Source organism: Pedobacter sp. B4-66, from assembly GCF_018492665.1.
Taxonomy (GTDB): domain Bacteria; phylum Bacteroidota; class Bacteroidia; order Sphingobacteriales; family Sphingobacteriaceae; genus Pedobacter.
The window spans coordinates 271,077-292,015 of sequence record NZ_JAFVME010000012.1; the positions used below are offsets into that span (position 1 = coordinate 271,077).

Here is a 20,939-nt window from a genome sequence, read left to right on the forward strand (position 1 = left end):
GATTAAGCAGGTAAATATTAGCAAAAATACAAAAGACTAGCGGAATTTGGCTTTTATTCGATACAAATTCTTAAACACGGCTTTTTATAATGTCTAATTCAAGTTAAATTTAACGGTTGGTACTCGTCGAATGTAAAACGGTTACTTTTAATTATTATTTTAACTTTCAGTAATTTTTGAACTTTTGATAATTAATTTTATTTTTGTTTATGGAATTATCGGAAGGAAGATTGAAATTTATTGAAGCCTGGGGAAAGCTTGGCTCTGAATGGGGTATTAATAGGACGATGGCTCAGATCCATGCCTTGCTTCTTATTTCACCTGAGGCATTGACTACTGAAGAGATTATGGAAGAGTTAACTATCTCAAGGGGTAATGCTAATATGAATTTACGAGATTTAATAGGGTGGGGGCTTGTTGAGAAACAACATAGATCTGGTGAACGTAAGGAGTATTTTTATGCAGATAAAGACACTTGGAATATTGCAAGGCAAGTTGCTAAGGAAAGAAAGAAGCGTGAGCTTGATCCGATAATAAAGCTCTTGAACGAATTGTCAGAAGTGAAGGGGGATGATAAGGACAGAAACTATAAAACATTCAGGAGTTCAGTAAAGGATATAAATAAACTGGCAAAAAATGTCAATAAAACATTAGAGACTATGTTGAAGGCCGAAGAGAGTTGGTTTTGGAGTTCAATTTTTAAGATATTTAAATAATGTTTCTTAATTTTCAATCTGTATTGGAAGTTTAATTAATTATACGAATTTTAAATATTAGGCTTTTGGATGATGAAATTTGTGATTTATTATATGAAATGAATATGAGGAGTCTGTTAGTTTTCTATTCTTTCAAGTGGGATGCTGAATTTTGCTTGTAACAGCTAGTCAGTAGGGTAAACTTGAAATAATGTTTGGCGAAAAGCTGAGATAATAAAGGAAAAACACAATTTGTTAACTATTTAGGTAAATTATCTTTGACGAAGCTTTACTATACTTATATCTTTTCTTAGCTTTGTTATATGCTGTCTAAGAAAACGAAATATGCAATAAAAGCACTGGTTGCTCTTGGTAAGAACACGGGTAATCCCCCAATGCAAATAGTGAGATTAGCTGAACAGGAAATGATCCCCAGAAAGTTTTTGGAACAAATCCTGTTAGATATGCGTAATGCAGGATACCTTTATAGTAAAAAGGGGGCCGGAGGTGGTTACAGTTTAAATAAGGATCCACAAGATATATTTCTTGCTGATATCCTGCGTATTACCGATGGGCCAATTGCAATGGTACCCTGTGCTAGCTTAAAGTTTTATCGTAAATGTGATGAATGCCATGATGAAGTAACCTGTGGCATTAGAAAGACTTTTATAGATGTGAGAAATGCAACTTTAAACGTATTGGCGCAAACATCAATAGCCGATGTAATAGCTCGAGAGACTGATGAAAACATCGTTTCTTAAATCTCTGATAACCCTGTTTTACGAAAGAGTGCTTCAAGTATAGTCTTATTTGAAGATTGGAATACATTTTGCTGTTATTATGAAAACCAGATATAGAATATCTGGTTTTCTCGTTGTATAGGGTGATAATCACACATTTGTTATTAACGCCTTGAACTTTTATTTAATTAACTTTGATTTAAAACTTTATATATGATTGAAAAGAACATGAGTAAATTTTCTAGTAGAATACTTGGAATCTCTTTATTAATGGTTATTCCATTTATGACGTTCGCTCAAAAAAACAATTGGCAAAATCTGGATTTGAAAGCAGATTCTACATTTGGAATCAGTACCGAAAGAGCCTATAATGAGCTACTAAAAGGTAAGAAATCCATTAAGGTAATTGTCGCTGTTTTAGATGGAGGGGTTGATACTAACCATGAAGATCTAAAATCTGTAATCTGGATCAACAAGAAAGAAAAAGCGGGTAATGGTAAGGATGATGATAAAAACGGTTATATCGATGACATAAATGGCTGGAATTTCTTGGGGTCTAGCAAAGGGTCAGTTAATTATGAAACATTAGAGTTGACCAGATTAGTACGCCGAGATAATGCAAAATTTGATAAATTAGATACATCTTCGGTGCCTGCAAATGACCTTGTAGCTTTTGAGGTTTATCAAAAAAATAAGGCTGAACTTGAGAAGGAGCTGGCAGAAGCAAAAGCAGGACTTGAAAATTATTCTGCAATCAAATCAGCGATTGATGATGTAGTAAAGAAAATTGGAAAAGATAATCCTTCGTCAGATGATATTCAAGCATTTCAGCCTTCTTCTGATATTGAAACAAATATTCAGAGGATATTACTGCAACAAATAAAAAACACAACTTTTGAGGACTTCTATAAAACTCAAATATTGGATGGCTATGAGCACTTCAAATCCCAGGTTGATTATAATCTAAATCTTGACTATGATCCTCGTTCTATTGTTGGAGATGATCCAAATAATAGCAAAGAAAGGTTTTATGGAAATAATGATGTTGCTGGTCCGGATGCTAGGCACGGCTCTCATGTCGCAGGGATAATTGGGGCAGTAAGAAATAATGGAATGGGGATTGATGGCATTGCGAATAACGTAGAAATTATGGCTGTTCGCAGCACCCCAAATGGAGATGAAAGAGATAAAGATGTTGCTAACTCAATCCGTTACGCTGCAGATAACGGTGCAAAGGTTATTAATATGAGTTTTGGTAAATCTTATTCATGGGATAAAGCTGTGGTTGATGAGGCTGTAAAATATGCGGTTTCAAAAGACGTTTTAATTGTACATGCTGCAGGGAATGATAATGAGAATCTTGAAGTCTCTAAAAATTTTCCAAGTCCAAACTATGAGGATGGGGGAGTTGCTGCTTCATGGATCACAGTAGGAGCCTCTGGGCCGGCAAATGATGAAACTGTAAAAGCTAGCTTTTCTAATTATGGAAAAACTACTGTAGATGTTTTTGCTCCCGGTGTAAATATTAACTCTACAATTCCTGGATCTAAATATGAAAAATTAGATGGGACTAGTATGGCTTCACCTGTCGTGGCAGGTTTGGCTGCATTAATTCGTTCCTATTACCCTAAATTAACTGCAATTGAAGTTAAGGATATCATTTTGAAATCTGTGGTTAAAGTAGATCAAAGTGTGATGATCAAAGAGGAAGAGTCTACTAAGGCAGTTCCCTTTTCAGATCTTTGTGTTACAGGAGGTATAGTTAATGCTTATAATGCATTAAAGATTGCATCAGAATATAAAAAATAGCTTTAAGGGGCAAAAGAGCCCCTTAAAATTTCTTTGTTTCGTTTGGTAATGAAAATAAACGATTGGATATATTATTATCTTCCATAAAACAAAGACGTTCGTATTTAAACTCGTTTACTTTTATGGGATCTTTCATAGCAGTAAAAATTTCTATGATTAAATTATAAACGGCAAGACAATCTAGGTTTAGGTGATTTCTCTTAAATAAATCAAGACACTCATTACTATAGGTATAAGCCATAGTGTATTCTTTTCTATTTTTTGATTGATAGGCTTGAACTAGTTTAATAATTGATTCAGTATATTTTGTGATTTTAAATCTTGATTTGTTGTCCGCAAAGGAAATAAGAATATTCTCTAGTCTTTCTGTTTTTTTATCTGGATCGGTCTTAGAACTGATAAGTGCATAAATACTCATTAAAAAAACCGATAGAGGAGCTCGTTTTGAAAGCGCTTTTACATGATGAGCCGAAATTGAATTAATAAGATGTATTGTGTTCTTTTTGTCCTCTGAGAATTGATTTAAAATGATGATAAGAAAATAGGAAACAGCCTGCTGAGGAGTAAGATCATTAGGATCTTGCATCAATATTAAAGCCTCAATATCATTAAATATCAATTCCTCGTCTGAATGTATATTCAAGATTTTAGAATGAATTAATGAAATGATTTGATCTGGCGCTACTAGCCATTTTGTACTTTTAAATTGAGTTAGTATTTCAATTCTTTCCTTAATTAGCGCTGTATCTAGACTTAAAATATCGAAAAAGGCTAAGAGCGAGTGATAAATCATTAGATTTTCATTCGTATCAGTTACTGTAATAAGTACTGTTATGGCTTCTTTATAACAAGAATCTATGAAGTCGAAATTAATCAATTCTTTAATTATGGCATCGTGGAGTTTATGCTCTCTCAATAATTTGATTGTTTCAGGACTGTATTTATTGCGGTATTCTAAATTCTCCGCTATGAATAGAATTAAGTAATTTTTTTCGTAATTATTTAGTTCAAGATTGAATATGTTATTTAAAGATTTAAAATCACCAATTCTTATAATAAACCTAATTGTCCACTGTAAAAGTTGAAATTTGGCATTAGTGTTCTTGTATTCTTCTTTGATATAATCAAAGAAAGAGCTGTCTACCTTTAGATGGAATTTTTCTAAAAGCTCAATGAACAAGAAATATTCAAAAATATGGGGGTGAATGAAACGAACAAACTCACGAGGGTGAAATTCCTGCTGGCTTTTCTCTTCCATAAGTATTCCTTCAGATAGAAGCTCCATATATGCATTTTTAAATGCCAATAGTTCACTAATAAGATCGTCTTTTGGTACTGAATTGCCCTTTTTTCCATAATTAGTTAGCTGAATTATCTTCTTTAAGAAGAGGATCTTTTCAGTGTAATAATTAGATCTATATATCTTGTCCTGAATGAAACGAGATATTAGCTCATAGAAGGTAATATTAGTAGAATAATTGAAATGAGGGTCTTCTTCTTTTAGCTGATAATACAGCTGAATATGGAATGGGAATTTTAATTGAGCTTTAAGTTTTGTGTTTATTGTATTCGACTCAATTTTATTGATTTTTGTTAGAATTAAATCGACTTCTTTTTCTGTAAGTGGAGGAACATTGGATACGTCATTAGCATTAAAGTAATTTCCAGGAAACCACTTAGTTTTCAAGAACGCGGAATGTCTTATCCGGTCATAAAATTTGATCCAGGTTGTGGATCTCATACTCATTACCAATTTAATAGATTCGGTATCTTCAATATTACATATGAAATTTATAATGCTTTCGAATAGTTGTTTTTTAAGATCACCTTTTACAATTAATTCCGAAAAACCATCAAGAAAGATAATGAATTTACCTCCTGATGCATTATAGTTTTGCTTTATATAGTTAATTAAACTATCCTTAGGGTGGATGCCTAATTGGAGCTTCAATTGATCCTCAAAATTTAGTATTGAATTGTCTTTATTGAAGAAACTATAAGCTGTTATGAATAGGAGCGTAGAGTCTTTATATTCTGGTGTATTACTATTAAGAAATTTTTCTGCCAAATGACTAAGTAGAATAGTTCTTCCATAGCCAGGCTGAGAAATGAAACAGGTGAAGCTATAATTATTCTTAAAGAAATCTTCAAAATCATGTTCGGCAAATTTTCTGCCTATAGTCAGATCATATGGCATGCCCGATCGATTCCTCACACTTTTGAGTGTAAAGTCAGTTACTTTTGATGCTTTATCATGAATCTCTTTCCAACTACGAAGAGAAGTTTGCTTGCTTAAGTTTACTTGAATACTTCCGTTTTCAGGATATTCTTCATTAACATATTCTGATAATGTGGTTAACGTAAACTTAGAGAAGTTATGCTTAACCATAGCGAAGCCAAATAATCTCTTGATCGTTGTTTCACTAACATTCTTGTTCAATGTCTTACTGATCTCAATGGAAATTCTTTTGCAATCTGCAGGTGTAATGGTTCGAATTCCTGTTTTGGATAGAATTAAGCTTTTGAGTTCGTTTAAGATAAATGTTTCATCCATACATTGTAATTGAGCGTCAAATTCTTGAACGTAACGAATATAAAGCTTTATGTAGGAATAGTGAATATTTCGTGAGTGGATAAAAAATGAACGTTAATGAATTAATTTCTTAATGTGCTGTTTTTCAGTTAATTGTGATTTGTATTGATTGTTGGGTCGAATTTTTTATCCAAAAATGAACAAAATGAACGGTTAATGAGGGTTTTTATGGTCTAAATGAACAATTCGAACGCGGCTTGCGATCTAATCTATGATTAAAATTGTACCACGTTAATTAGATAATCTCAATCCCTCTCCTATGAAATGGACATCTACCCTGCCAGGAAATCTTAAAAAGTCTATTCTTGTTCTTATAAGTATTATAACCATAACGTTATTAAATACTAAATCGTATGCTCAAGCTAAAGAGCGCGTTTATGCTACAACACAAGTTAGTAAAACTAGCCCAATAACTTGTCTTATCTGCGGTATTTCCGGTCAAGGAAACGCGGTAGATGGAGATGTTAATACTGCATCCACTATTTCCGTTACTACAAGTTTGCTTGGTGGAAATGCTTATCAGGAACTTGTATTCCCTGGAGCTAAACTTAGTGGTAGTACTGGTTCTGTTGTTAAGGTTTCAGTAAGCTCGGTTTTAGATGTGGATCTTCTAGGAGAAATTGTTGTTCAAGCTTATAACGGAGCAACTCCGGTAGGCTCTAAGATCGATATTAATTCAGGCTTATTAAAACTATTAGCTAGCGGAAATCAATCAGAAGTTTTTGTCCCTGGGCCTGGTGGAGCTTATGATCGTTTAAGGGTCACCATAGGTGGTGGTCTATTGAAAGTCTCTGCTGCGAGTATAAATGTTTATCATGCTTACTATTTGAAAGATGCCACCTCTAATGTTTGTGATGTTCCTGTTGAAGAGCTTCATGGTATTAGTGGGAGTGTGGTCGCTTTAGGAGCAGTAGTAAATCCTGGAAATGCTATTGATGGAAATGAGACTACCGCATCTGTTTTAACTGCTACAGCTGGTTTAGCTGGATATACTCAACAAACCATAGTTTTTTTAGGCGGATCTGTTGTTGGTGACTCTGTTCGTATGGTTGTATCAACACCAGCGGCACTGCTCGAAGCTCAGCTTTTAAGTTCTATTGAAATTCAAACTTTTAATGGGAATGTTCCTGGTGCTACAGTAGGTGGTTCAGGGGGGCTTTTAAATTTGAGATTACTTAGTGCAGGAGGAAATAAGGCTGTTATTACTTTTGCTCCTACAACACAGTTCGACAGGGTTCAACTTAGAATTGGAGGAGTATTAAGTGTTTTGTCTTCTATTAACCTGCATGAAGTTAGTAGGGTGATGCCTACTACAACAGAAATTAATGGTACAATTTCAAAACTAGCAACAGTTTGTCTTGGTGAGCCGGTAGTTCTAAAAATAAATAATCCCCAATTGGGAGCAACTTATACATGGTATACCCAAGCCTCTGGTGGTACGGGTACTAATGGTACAAGCTTTACTCCATCGAGTTTGGTAGCTGGGGTTAATAAATTTTATGTAGAAGCCAAACGAACAGGGTGTAGTAATACTTCACCTCTTGCAGAAGTAATAATTAATGTAAATGATCCTGTTCTGCCTAGTGTTGTTGCGCCTTTGCCTATATGTAATGGAACAACGGCTACTTTGCAAGTCACTTCTCCGGTTTCAGGTCAAACATATCGTTGGTATGAGAATTCCACTGGCGGAGCAGTTTTGTTCACAGGGACTACCTATAATACTTCAATACTAACAGCTAATAAAACTTATTTTGTTGAATCGGTATTGGGTAATTGTGCCAGTGCGAGAGTAGCGGTAAATGTCGTTGTAAATTCTGCACCGAGTTTAGCTACTATAACAACAAATAATGAAGTTATTAGTTCAGGTCAATCAACTATACTTCGTGCTACGGCTGATGCTGGTAATACCATTAAATGGTATGCAGCTTCCTCAGGTGGTGTAGCATTGGCAACGGGAGCAAACTATACTACTCCTGTATTAACAGCCACCACTATATATTATGTTGAAACAGTAAATGGATCAGGATGTCTAAGCTCATCAAGAGTCCCTGTTACAGTTACAGTAATACCAGTAACTACGGGACTTGCTTGTAATGCTGCAACAACTCAGCAAAGTGGAATTGATGGAATTTGCTTATTGTGCGGAATTTCCGATCCGGGAGCTTCCACTGATGCAAATCTTACCAATTCAACAGGTATTAACCTGGCTGTTGGCGTAGGTGCAACAGGATATCAGCGTTTAATTTTCGCGAACAAAGGAGTTGCTACAGATAGCATCCGTTTAGATCTTGGTATTCCAGGTGGTCTGGCAGATGTAGGGTTGCTTAGTTCAGCTACCGTTACTGTTTTTGATGGTACTGATGTAGTGAGCACTTATCCATTAAACTCATCACTTTTAAACTTGGTGTTGTTAAGTGGAAACAGAGTTAACGTAACGGTTCCTGCGGGTGGTGTTTACGACCGTGTCGAGATTCGTTTCGGTGGTGTGCTGACTGCGTTAACTACTTATAATGTTTACGGTGCAACCATCATTTATCCAAATCCAACTGTAGCTGCAACTGGTCAGGCAATTTGTTCAGGTAGTACCACTACTTTAACTGCTACTGCTAATGGAGGTACTACTTTGAAATGGTATGCTACTGCGACTAGTGGTACAGCTTTGGCTACAGGAAATACTTTTACAACTCCAGCATTAACTGCCAGCACTACCTATTATATAGAAGTCGCTAAAGGAACTTGTGCAAATGCACAACGTGTTCCTGTATTGGTTACTGTTAACCCTGCTGTCACTTTTGCAACAACTACATTAGCTAATGCAACTGTAAATTCAGTTTATTCAAAACAGATTACTGCAGCAACAGGAGGTACTCCAGCGTTTACTTATGCACTTGCTTCAGGTAGTACACTTCCGGCAGGTCTAAGTTTATCGGCAACAGGAGTGATCAGCGGAACACCAACAGCTATCGGTGATTTCACTTTCTCTATTATCGCTACTGATAGCAAAGGCTGTAATGCAACTGCTGCTTATGCTTTAAAAGTAACGGCTGCTTTAGCATTGGCAGATGCAATACTTCCAAACGGAACGGTTGGTACAGCTTATCCTCCGCAAACTATTCCTGCTGCAACAGGCGGTACAGGTCCTTATGTTTATACGGCTATTAATCTGCCGCCGGGATTAACCTTTACTCCAGGAACGCGTGTTATTTCAGGTACACCTACTCAAGCAGGAACGTTCACTGTTCCGGTTAAAGTAACCGATGCCAATGGAAATACCGTAACAAAAGATTACACTATTATTGTAAGAGATCCACTGGTATTACCGACAGCTGTTTTGGCTGATGGTACAGTAGGTACATTATATCCAACACAGATTATTCCATCTGCTACCGGTGGTCAAGATCCTTATACCTATGCGGCAACAGGTCTGCCTGCAGGATTGACCTTTGATCCGGCTACAAATAAAATTGATGGAACTCCAACTACTTCAGGAACTTTTACTATTCCGGTAACAGTAACTGATGCAGATGGCAAAACTAAAACAACTAACTATACGATTAAAGTAGTTGATCCATTAGCACTGGCACCAAAAGTACTTGCTGATGGTAACGTGGGTGTTGTTTATGCTACCCAAACTATTCCTGCTGCAACAGGCGGAACAGGACCTTATACTTATACTGCAACTAACCTACCTGCAGGATTGACTTTTGATATCGCTACCCGCGAAATCAAAGGAACACCTACTGCATCAGGAATGAAAAATGTAAGTGTAACCGCTAAAGATGCTACTGGAAAAACAGTAACCCAGACTTATTCAATTAAGGTAAACGGGATATTGGTACTTCCGGGTGCAACTTTACCAAACGGATTGGTGGGGACAGCTTATCCGGAACAAACCTTACCTGCAGTAAGCGGTGGTACATCACCATACACTTATGCAGTAACAGGTGTTCCAGCAGGATTGACTTTTGATCCAATAACTCGTAAAATCAGTGGTACTCCAACAACAGGAGGGAGCTTTACTATAAAATTAACAGCTACCGACAATGCCGGTATTTCAACCAGCACTGATTATGCCTTATTGGTAAATGTAGGTCAGCCAGTAGCTGCTGGTGTTACTACCTGTCATGGAACAGCTGGAACCTTAACGGTAAGCAACACCTTGCCGGGTGTAACTTATAACTGGTATGCAGCAACTGGAAACACTTCAATTGCTTCGGGTTCAAGCTTCACTACTCCGGCATTAACCGCCACTACTACTTATTATGTAGAAGCAGTTTCAGGAACAGCAGTAAGCAGCCGTACAGCAGTTACAGTAACTATTAATCCTGCTCCGGCCTTGGCTTCGATTCTGACTGCCAATGAAAATATCAGCTCAGGACAAACAGCAACACTTCGTGCAAGCACAACTGAAGCTGGTAGTACGATTAAATGGTATGCAGCTGCAACAGGTGGGGCAGCTGTATCAACAGGAACAAACTTTACTACTCCTGTATTAACAGTTACTACTACTTATTATGTAGGAACAGAAAGTGCACAGGGATGTGCAAGCACACTCAGAGTTCCGGTTACTGTTACAGTAACAAGCGGACCTGTAAATCCAAACTGTAATGCTGCAACAACTCAGCAAAGTGGAATTGATGGACTTTGTTTATTGTGCGGAATCTCTGACGCAGGAGCTTCTACAGATGCAAACGCAAATAACTTTACAGGCATTAATTTGGCTGTTGGAGTAGGTGCATCAGGATATCAACGCTTAATTTTTGCTAATCAAGGATCAGCAGCAGATAGCATCCGTTTAGATCTTGGTATTCCAACTGGTCTGGCAGATGTAGGGGTATTAAGTTCAACTACAGTTACAGTATTTAACGGTACTAATGTAGTGAGTACTTATCCATTAAACTCATCACTTTTAAACCTTGTATTGTTAACTGGAAGCAGAGTTAATGTAACCGTTCCTGCGGGTGGCGTTTACGACCGTGTTGAAATTCGTTTCGGTGGAGTCGTGACAGCATTAACTACCTATAACGTTTATGGTGCAACCGTTATTTATCCAAATCCAACTGTAGCTGCAACTGGTCAGGCAATCTGTTCAGGTAGCACCACTACTTTAACTGCTACTGCTAATGGTGGTACTACCTTGAGATGGTATGCTTCTGCGACCAGTGGTACAGCTTTGGCTACAGGAAATACTTTTACAACTCCGGCGTTAACTGCCAATACTACTTATTATATCGAAGTCGCTAAAGGAAGCTGTGCAAATGTACAACGTGTTCCTGTATTGGTTACTGTAAATCCAGCCATTACTTTTGCAACAACTACATTAGCTAATGCAACTGTAAATTCAGCTTATTCAAAACAGATTACTGCAGCAACAGGAGGTACTCCAGCATTTACTTATACAGTTGCTTCTGGCAGTACACTTCCAGCAGGTCTGAGTTTATCAGCAACAGGAGCAATCAGCGGAACACCAACAGCTTTAGGTGATTTCACTTTCTCTATTATCGCTACTGATAGCAAAGGCTGTAATGCAACTGCTGCTTATGCTTTAAAAGTAACTGCTGCTTTAGCATTGGCAGATGCAATACTTCCAAACGGAACGGTTGGTACAGCTTATCCTCCGCAAACTCTTCCTGCTGCAACAGGTGGTACAGGTCCATATGTTTATGTAGCTACTAACCTTCCCCCGGGATTAACCTTTACTCCTGGAACGCGTGTTATTTCAGGTACACCTACTCAAGCAGGAACGTTCACTGTTCCGGTTAAAGTAACTGATGCGAACGGAAATACAGTAACAAATGATTACACCATTATTGTAAGGGATCCACTGTTATTACCGACAGCTGTTTTGGCTGATGGTACAGTAGGTACATTATATCCAACACAAATTATTCCATCTGCTACCGGTGGTCAAGGTCCTTATACCTATGCTGCAACGGGTGTTCCGGCAGGATTAACCTTTGATCCGACGACCCGTCAGATCAAAGGTACGCCTACCGCTTCAGGAACCTTTACTATTCCGGTAACAGTAACTGATGCAGATGGTAAAAAAGTAACAACTAACTATACGATTAAAGTAGTTGATCCATTAGCACTGGCACCAAAAGTACTTGCTGATGGTAACGTGGGTGTTGTTTATGCAACACAGACTATTCCTGCTGCAACAGGCGGAACAGGTCCTTATACTTATACTGCAACTAACCTGCCTGCAGGATTGACTTTTGATATCGCTACCCGCGAAATCAAAGGCACTCCGACAGCTTCAGGAACAAGTAGTGTAAGTGTAACTGCTAAAGATGCTGCGGGCAGAACAGTAACCCAGACTTATTCAATTAAAGTAAACGGGATATTGGTACTTCCAGGTGCAACTTTACCAAACGGATTGGTGGGGACAGCTTATCCGGAACAAACCTTACCTGCAGTAAGCGGTGGTACATCACCATACACTTATGCAGCAACAGGTGTTCCAGCAGGATTGACTTTTGATCCAATAACTCGTAAAATCAGTGGTACCCCAACATTAGGTGGAAGCTTTACTATAAAATTAACAGCTACCGACAATGCCGGTATTTCAACCAGCACCGATTATGCCTTATTGGTAAATGTAGGTCAGCCCGTAGTTGCAGGTGTTACTACTTGTAATGGAACAACTGGAACCTTAACGGTAAGTAACACCTTGCCGGGTGTAACTTATAACTGGTATGCAGCAACTGGAAACACTTCAATTGCTTCGGGTTCAAGTTTCACTACTCCGGCATTAACCGCCACTACTACTTATTATGTAGAAGCAGTTTCAGGAACAGCAGTAAGCAGCCGTACAGCAGTTACTGTAACTATTAATCCTGCTCCGGCTTTAGCTTCAATCCTGACTGCCAATGAAAATATCAGTTCAGGACAAACAGCAACACTTCGTGCAAGCACAACTGAAGCTGGTAGTACGATCAAATGGTATGCAGCTGCAACAGGTGGGGCAGCACTTGCAACAGGAGCAAACTTTACTACTCCTGTATTAACAGCTACCACTACTTATTATGTAGGAACAGAAAGTGCACAGGGATGTGCAAGCACAAGCAGAGTTCCAGTTACTGTAACAGTAACAAGCGGACCTGTAAATCCAAATTGTAACGCTGCAACAACTCAGCAAAGTGGAATAGACGGACTTTGTTTATTGTGCGGAATCTCTGACGCAGGAGCTTCTACAGATGCAAACGCAAATAACTTTACTGGTATTCACTTAGCTGTTGGAGTAGGTGCTCAAGGTTACCAGAAATTGATCTTTGGTAAAACTGGATCTGCAACAGATAGTATCCGTTTAGACCTTGGTATTCCAACAGGTTTGGCAGATGTAGGCGTATTGGCAGGTACTACGGTTACTGTATTTAATGGTACCACTGTTGTGAGCACTTATCCACTAAACTCATCACTTTTAAACCTTGTATTGTTAAGTGGAAGTAGAGTTAACGTAACAGTTCCGGCAGGTGGTGTTTACGACCGTGTCGAGATCCGTTTCGGAGCTTTAATCACAGCATTAACTACTTATAATGTTTATGGTGCAACTATCATTTATCCAAATCCAACTGTAGCTGCCACAGGTCAAACAATCTGTTCAGGTAGCACTACTACTTTAACTGCTACTGCTAATGGAGGTACTACTTTAAAATGGTATGCTTCTGCGACTAGCGGAACAGTTTTAGCTACAGGAAATACTTTCACAACTCCGGCACTAACAGCTACCACTACTTATTATATTGAAGTGAGTAAAGATGGTTGTGCAAATGTTGAACGTATCCCGGTAACTGTAACAGTGACCACTACTCCATCAAATCCTACAGTAGCTACGGTTGCTCCGATTTGTTCAGGATCAGCGGCAATACTTGCAATTACTGCACCAGTAAACGGTATAACATATAAATGGTATGCAGCTGTGAATGGTGGAGCATCATTATTCACAGGCTCAAGCTTTACTACTCCTGTATTAACAGCTTCAACTACTTATTATGTAGAAGCATCAGCGGGTAACTGTACAAGTGTAACACGTACTGCGGTTGCAGTAACGGTAAATACTTTGCCAGCTCTTGCGACGGTTACAACTAATAATTCAACCATTAGCGCAGGACAAACTGCAACATTAGCCGCAACTGCTCCAGCAGGTATAACTATCAAATGGTATAGTGCACCTACAGGTGGAGTAGCATTGGCTCAGGGTACATCATATACAACTGCACCGTTATCTGCTACCACTACTTACTATGTGGAAACATCTAATGCTTCAGGTTGTGTAAGTGCAACTAGAGTTCCTGTTACTGTAACGGTATTGGGCGGACCAGTTAACCCTAATTGTAATGCTGCAAATAGTCAGCAAAGTGGAATTGAAGGCATTTGCGTATTATGTACAATTCAGAATGCTGGTAATTCAATTGATAACAACTTTACAAACTTCACCACAATCTCTCTACCTGTAGGAGTTGGTGGTTCAGGATATCAACGTCTAATTTTTGGTAGCCCGGGTGTGGCTACTGATAGCATCCGTCTGGATCTTGAAACTCCGGGTGGTCTTGCTGATGTAACTCTATTGGGTGGCATCAAAGTAACAGTAATGAACGGATCATCTGTGGTTAAAACTTATAACCTTCAGTCGTCATTACTTAATTTAACATTATTAAGCGGTAAACGCTTTACTGCAACTTTACCGGCAGGTGGCGTTTATGACAGGGTAGAAGTAAGAGCTGAAGGTCTAGCTAACGTTTTAGTAAACCTTAATATCTACGGTGCTACAATTGTTTACCCTAATCCAACTGTTTCAGCCGCAGGTCAAACGATCTGTTCTGGAAGCGCAACTGTACTTTCTGCTGCTGCAAACGGTGGTACAACTTTAAGATGGTATAGCGCTGCTACCAATGGAACATTATTACATACAGGTGAGAACTTCACTACACCAGTATTAACCGCAACAACAACTTATTATATAGAAGTAAGTAAAGGTAGTTGTGCTAATGTTACTCGTGTTCCGGTTACTGTTAAAGTAACTACAGCACCAGGTCTTCCAACTGTTGCTGCCGTAGCTCCTGTTTGTTCAGGTTCTACTGCTGTGATTTCAGTAACTGCTCCAGTAGCGGGTACTGATTACAATTGGTACACAACTGCAACCGGTGGTACTGCTATATTTACCGGATCAACATTTACTACCCCTGTATTAACTTCAGGTATTACTTATTATGTAGAAGCAGCAAATGGAACTTGTGTAAGTGCAACGCGTGTAGCGGTGCCAGTTACAGTAAATCCACTTCCTGTATTGCCACAAATCTCGGCATCTGCAACAGCAGTGAATGTAGGTCAAACAGTTGTATTAACAGGAACATCAACAGATGCAAATGTTACTTTCAACTGGTATACTTCAGCTAATTCTACTACGCCAGTATATACTGGACCAACTTATGTTACTTCTCCACTTACGGTAACAACTACCTATTTCCTTGAAGCAAAAAATGCTTCTGGATGTACTTCTTCGGCTCGTGCACAGGTAACTATTACAGTAAATGGTGGTGGACCAAATCCAATTGCTTGTGAAGCTCCAACAACTCAAGAAAATGGTGTTGATGGTGTTGCTCTTCTTGCAGGAGTATTCAACCCACTTTTAGCAATCGATAACGATTCTAAAACCGGATCATCATTGGTAATGCCAGTTGGCTTACTTGGTGCATCTGTATATCAAAGAGTAGGCTTTAACACGCTTTCAAACGTAGGTGATACTGTTCGTGTATCAATAAGTGCCCCAGGAAAACTGCTTTCAGTAGGTTTACTATCAAACATTATGATAGGCACTTATAATGGCAACTCAAGTAATAGTGATGGTGTTCCATTAAACGATCAACTTGTACGTATTGAATTGTTAAGTGGTAACACTGAGGCTTTAGTGACTTTTGTGCCGACAAAAAGATTCAATAAAATTGAAGTTCGTTTAAATTCTGGTCTTGCAGGAGTATTGTCTACTGTAGATTTCAAGTATGCACAACGTGTAGTGGTAGCTCCAGTTGTTACTGCGCAAAATGTAACAATCTGTGCAAACCAAACAGCTACTTTAGCAGTTCAAACTCCTCTACCAGGTATTACATATAAATGGTACAATGAGGCTGGTGCATATCAAACTGGAAAAGACGGTGCTACCTTTACAACACCAGCTTTATCAGCTAACACTAAATTCTATGTAGAAGCAGTTACTGCTTCAGGATGTACTAGCTACAGAACATCTGTGAATGTAATTGTTACCCCTGCTCCAACAACACCAATATTAGTTAATGCAACTATTAACAGTTGTGTTGGAAATCAGGTTACCATTGAGGTAAGTAACCCACTTGTTGGCGTAACTTATAAATGGTATGATGGTACTGGTACTTATATCCCATTAAAAGATGGTGTAACCTTTACTACTACAGTAGGAGCAGCCCAAACTACTTACTCAGTAGAGGCAACAACTTCATGTGGTACTTCAGGAAAAGCAACAGCTACTATTAAGATAGGTACTTTAAATCCACCGGTAATTACTCCAGCCAATGTAACCATTAGTTCAGGTTCTCCTGCTGTGCTTGTCGCTACTTCAAGTACTGCCGGTGCAGTATTTAAATGGTATAGTGATGCAACCTTAGCAACATTAGTTCATACTGGTGCACAGTATACAACAGGTGCTTTAGATAATACAACCAATGCGCCAATTATAAAAACATTCTACGTTACAGTAGAAACAACAGGAGTGGGAGCATGTCCTGCCTCTGCCGCTGCAAGTGTTGATGTTACAATTCTTCCAAAACCGATTCCAGGTGCAATTCCATGTCAGGCCGCAACAGTAGCTATCAAAGATGGTGTTGATGGTTTAGCTGTTCTGTCAGCTGTGTTCAACCCTGGATTTGCAGTAGACAACAATTCAGAAAGTGGATCTTCATTTGTTATGCCGGTAGGTGCCTTAGGTGCTTCGGTTTATCAACAAGTAGGCTTCACTGGTGGTCTTAGCAGTGTAGGTGATACCCTTAGATTACGTATTACTTCACCAGGTAAATTGCTTTCATTAGGTGTTTTGTCATCTATTGAGGTAACTACTTTAAATAACGGCGCAAGCAATAACGATATGCTGGTTATTAGCAATCCAATTGTAGATGTACAAATCCTTAGTGGTAATAGTGAAGCAATCATTACTTATGTTCCACAAAAACAATTTGATGGAGTAGAGTTAAGATTAAGATCTGGTTTAGCAGCTGTGTTAACCACACTTGACTTTAACTATGCTCAACGTATCCTGGTAGCACCATCAGTACAGAGTGCTACAGCTACTGCTTGTACAGGTACTTCAGCAAACCTGTTTGTTAAGAACCCGGTAACTGGTCTTACTTACAAATGGTTCATGCGCAACGGACAAACCATTACTTACTTAACTGGAAAAGATGGTGTAAGTCTTGCAACTGACCCAACTCTTGCTGCTGGAACTTATGATTTCTATGTAGCAGCTGTTAATGATGCAATAGATTGCTTAAGTGCTAAAACAAAAATAACAGTAACAATTCTTGCGGCTCCAGATGCTCCGGTAGCAGCGACTGGAAATCCAGCTACTACTTGTCCTAATACCTCGGCAACATTAGCTGTGAATCCGGTAGCAGGTGTTACTTTCAACTGGTACAGTGCTGCTACAGGTGGAAATCTGTTAACAAGCAATACCAATACTTATATCACACCTGCAAATCTTGCAGTAGGTGCTCATGATTTCTACGTAGAGGCAGTTAATGGAAACTCTTGCGTGAATACAACTCCACGTACAAAAATTACATTAACAATAAATCCTTCTGCGGTAGCTGCTGATATAAATGTTGCCGGAGCAAATGCGCCATTCTGCGCAGGAACTTCTGCTAAGTTAACAGCAACTAGTACAACAGTAACTAATCCGGTATTCACATGGTACAGTGATGCGGCATTAACAGATGTTGTATTTACAGGACCGATATTTAATACTCCGCTTCTTACAGCTACAACAACTTATTATGTGTCAGTAACCGGATCTAATAAATGTGCAAATACACCTGCAGATGCGAAAGTGGTTACTCTTACAGTAAACCCTCCGGCAACAGCAGCGGATCTTGACGTAACGGGAGGAAGTGCTCCATTCTGTGCAGGCGCTAAAGTTGAACTTACGGCTACCACTACTACGGTTACTAACCCGATATTTAACTGGTACAGCGATGCAGCATTAACTAAACTTGTATTTACAGGAGATAAATTTGTTATCGCCTCACTTGCAGCAACAACTACATATTATGTGACTGTTAGTGGATCTAACAAATGTGAGAACCTGGCTTCAAATGCAGAAATAGTAACCCTAATTGTAAACCCACCAGCAATTGCATCTGATATCAGTGTAACTGGTAATCAAGCACCATTCTGTGCTGGAGCAAAAGCAACACTATCCGCTACAAGTGCAACAGTACTATCACCTGTGTTTACATGGTATAGTGATGCTGCCTTAACTGATGTTGTATTCACCGGTGCAACTTTCATAACACCGGTACTTACTGCAACAAAAACTTACTATGTAACAGTAAGGGGAAGCAATAAATGTGAAAATACAGCAGCTACTGCTAAAACAGTAACTGTAACAGTTAATCCACCAGCAACCGCTGCCGATATTAACGTAGCAGGTGCTGATGCACCATACTGCGCTGGTACAAAAGCGAAGTTAGTAGCTACTACTACTACAGTAACAGCTCCGATATTCAATTGGTATAGTGATGCTGCATTAACTAAACTTGTATTTACCGGTGTAACTTTTGAAACACCAGTACTTACAGCCACTACTACTTACTATGTAACAGTTAAAGGATCTAATAGGTGTGAAAACACTTCAGCTACTGCCAAAACGGTAACTGTAACAGTTAATCCACCAGCATTGGCTACTGATATCAATGTAGCAGGTGCCGATGCACCATTCTGTTCTGGAAACATAGCTAGATTAGTTGCTACCAGCACTACAGTTACCAATCCTGTATTTACCTGGTATAGTGATGCAGCTTTAACAACGGCTGTCTTCACAGGACCAGTATTTAATACACCTGCACTTACTGCAACCACTACTTATTATGTAACTGTTCGCGGTTCTAATAAATGTGAAAATGCAGCAGGGGACGCAAAAATCATAACCCTAACAGTTAATCCACCAGCAACTGCTGCAGATATTATTGTTAAAGGTGCAGATTCACCATTCTGTGCAGGAACAACAGCTACTTTAGATGCTTCAAGCACTACAGTAACTAATCCGGTATTTACATGGTACAGTGATGCCGCATTAACAAATGCTGTATTTACAGGAGCTAAATTTGTTACACCAGTTCTTACTGCAACAACTAAATACTATGTGACGGTAAGAGGAAGCAATAAGTGTGAAAATCTAGCTGCTAATGCAAAAGTGGTTACCCTAACAGTTAATCCACCGGCAACAGCTGCAGATCTAAGTGTAACTGGTAATTCTGCTCCATTATGTGCAGGTGCAACAGCAACCTTAACTGCAACTAGTACCACAGTAACCAGTCCTAAATTTACCTGGTACAGTGACGCAGCTTTAACTACTGTCGCATTCTCAGGTCCAATTTTCAAAACACCGGTACTTACCGCAACTACCACTTATTATGTAACAGTAAGCGGAAGTAATAAGTGTGAAACTCTTGCTGCTGATGCAAAAGTGGTTACTGTAACAGTTAATCCACCGGCAACAGCTGCAGATATAAATGTAGCGGGTAACGATGCGCCATTCTGTGCAGGTACAAAAGCTACATTAGTAGCCTCAAGCACAACAATAACAAACCCAGTGTTTACTTGGTATAGTGACGCTGCTTTAACTACCGTTGTTTTCACAGGTTCATCATTTGAAACTCCGGTATTAACTGCAACCAAAACATACTATGTAACTGTTAGAGGAGATAATAAGTGTGAAAACACAGCTGCTACTGCTAAAACAGTAACAGTAGTTGTTAATCCACCAGCGACAGCCGCTGACATTAATGTTGATGGTGCAGCTGATCCATTATGTTCTGGAACTTCAGCGAAGTTAACAGCAACAAGTACTACAGTAACAAATCCAGTATTCACCTGGTACAGTGATGCAGCTTTAACAACCGTTGTCTTCACCGGGCCAGTATTTGATACACCAGTACTTACTGCAACTACTACTTATTATGTAACTGTTCGTGGTTCTAATAAATGTGAAAATGCAACAGGAGATGCGAAAATCATCACGCTAAAAGTTAATCCACCAGCAACTGCTGCAGATATTATTGTGAAAGGTGCAGATTCTCCATTGTGTGCAGGAACAACAGCTACTTTAGATGCTTCAAGCACTACAGTAACTAATCCGGTATTTACATGGTACAGTGATGCAGCATTAACAAACGCTGTATTTACAGGAGCTAAATTTGTTACACCAGTACTTACTGCAACAACTACTTACTATGTGACAGTTAGAGGGGATAACAAATGTGAGAACCTTGCTGCTAATGCGAAAGTGGTTACCGTAACAATTAATCCACCGGCAACAGTTGCAGATCTAAGTGTAACAGGTAACTCTGCTCCGTTATGTGCAGGTGCAACAGCAACCTTAACTGCAACTAGTACCACAGTAACCAATCCTAAATTTACATGGTACAGTGACGCAGCATTAACTGATGTTGTATTTACAGGTTCAATTTTCAAAACTCCAGTACTTACCGCAACTACTACATATTATGTAACAGTAAGGGGAGACAACAGATGCGAAACTCTTGCTGCTGATGCAAAAGTGGTTACTGTAACAGTTAATCCACCGGCAACAGCTGCAGATATAAATGTAGCGGGTAACGATGCGCCATTCTGTGCAGGTACAAAAGCTACATTAGTAGCCTCAAGCACAACAATAACAAACCCAGTGTTTACTTGGTATAGTGACGCTGCTTTAACTACCGTTGTTTTCACAGGTTCATCATTTGAAACTCCGGTATTAACTGCAACCAAAACATACTATGTAACTGTTAGAGGAGATAATAAGTGTGAAAACACAGCTGCTACTGCTAAAACAGTAACAGTAGTTGTTAATCCACC

General features: G+C 38.9%; 5 protein-coding genes. 4 read left to right on the forward strand and 1 reads right to left on the reverse strand.

Annotation, left to right across the window (positions count from 1 at the left end; all coding sequences use genetic code 11):
- The first annotated feature begins 209 nt into the window (after positions 1-209).
- The 3 genes from J1905_RS19990 (at position 210) to J1905_RS20000 (ending at position 3,244) form a co-directional block, all read left to right on the forward strand.
- Positions 210-716, forward strand: coding sequence for a GbsR/MarR family transcriptional regulator (locus tag J1905_RS19990; protein ID WP_214228986.1), 507 nt, complete (start codon positions 210-212; stop codon positions 714-716).
- A 302-nt stretch (positions 717-1,018) separates the two neighbouring features.
- Complete coding sequence (locus J1905_RS19995) at positions 1,019-1,456, forward strand: RrF2 family transcriptional regulator (protein WP_048903680.1); 438 nt, start codon at positions 1,019-1,021, stop codon at positions 1,454-1,456.
- A gap of 192 nt (positions 1,457-1,648) precedes the next feature.
- Complete coding sequence (locus tag J1905_RS20000; protein ID WP_214228987.1) at positions 1,649-3,244, forward strand: S8 family peptidase; 1,596 nt, start codon at positions 1,649-1,651, stop codon at positions 3,242-3,244.
- 22 nt (positions 3,245-3,266) lie between these two features.
- On the opposite strand, the gene J1905_RS20005 is transcribed toward J1905_RS20000, so the two are convergent.
- On the reverse strand, positions 3,267-5,798 hold the full coding sequence (locus tag J1905_RS20005) for an NACHT domain-containing protein (RefSeq protein WP_214228988.1): 2,532 nt from the start codon (positions 5,796-5,798) through the stop codon (positions 3,267-3,269).
- 298 nt (positions 5,799-6,096) lie between these two features.
- Here J1905_RS20005 and J1905_RS20010 point away from each other — a divergent pair.
- The coding region (locus J1905_RS20010) for an Ig-like domain-containing protein (RefSeq protein ID WP_214228989.1) at positions 6,097-20,939 on the forward strand (14,843 nt) is incomplete at its 3' end.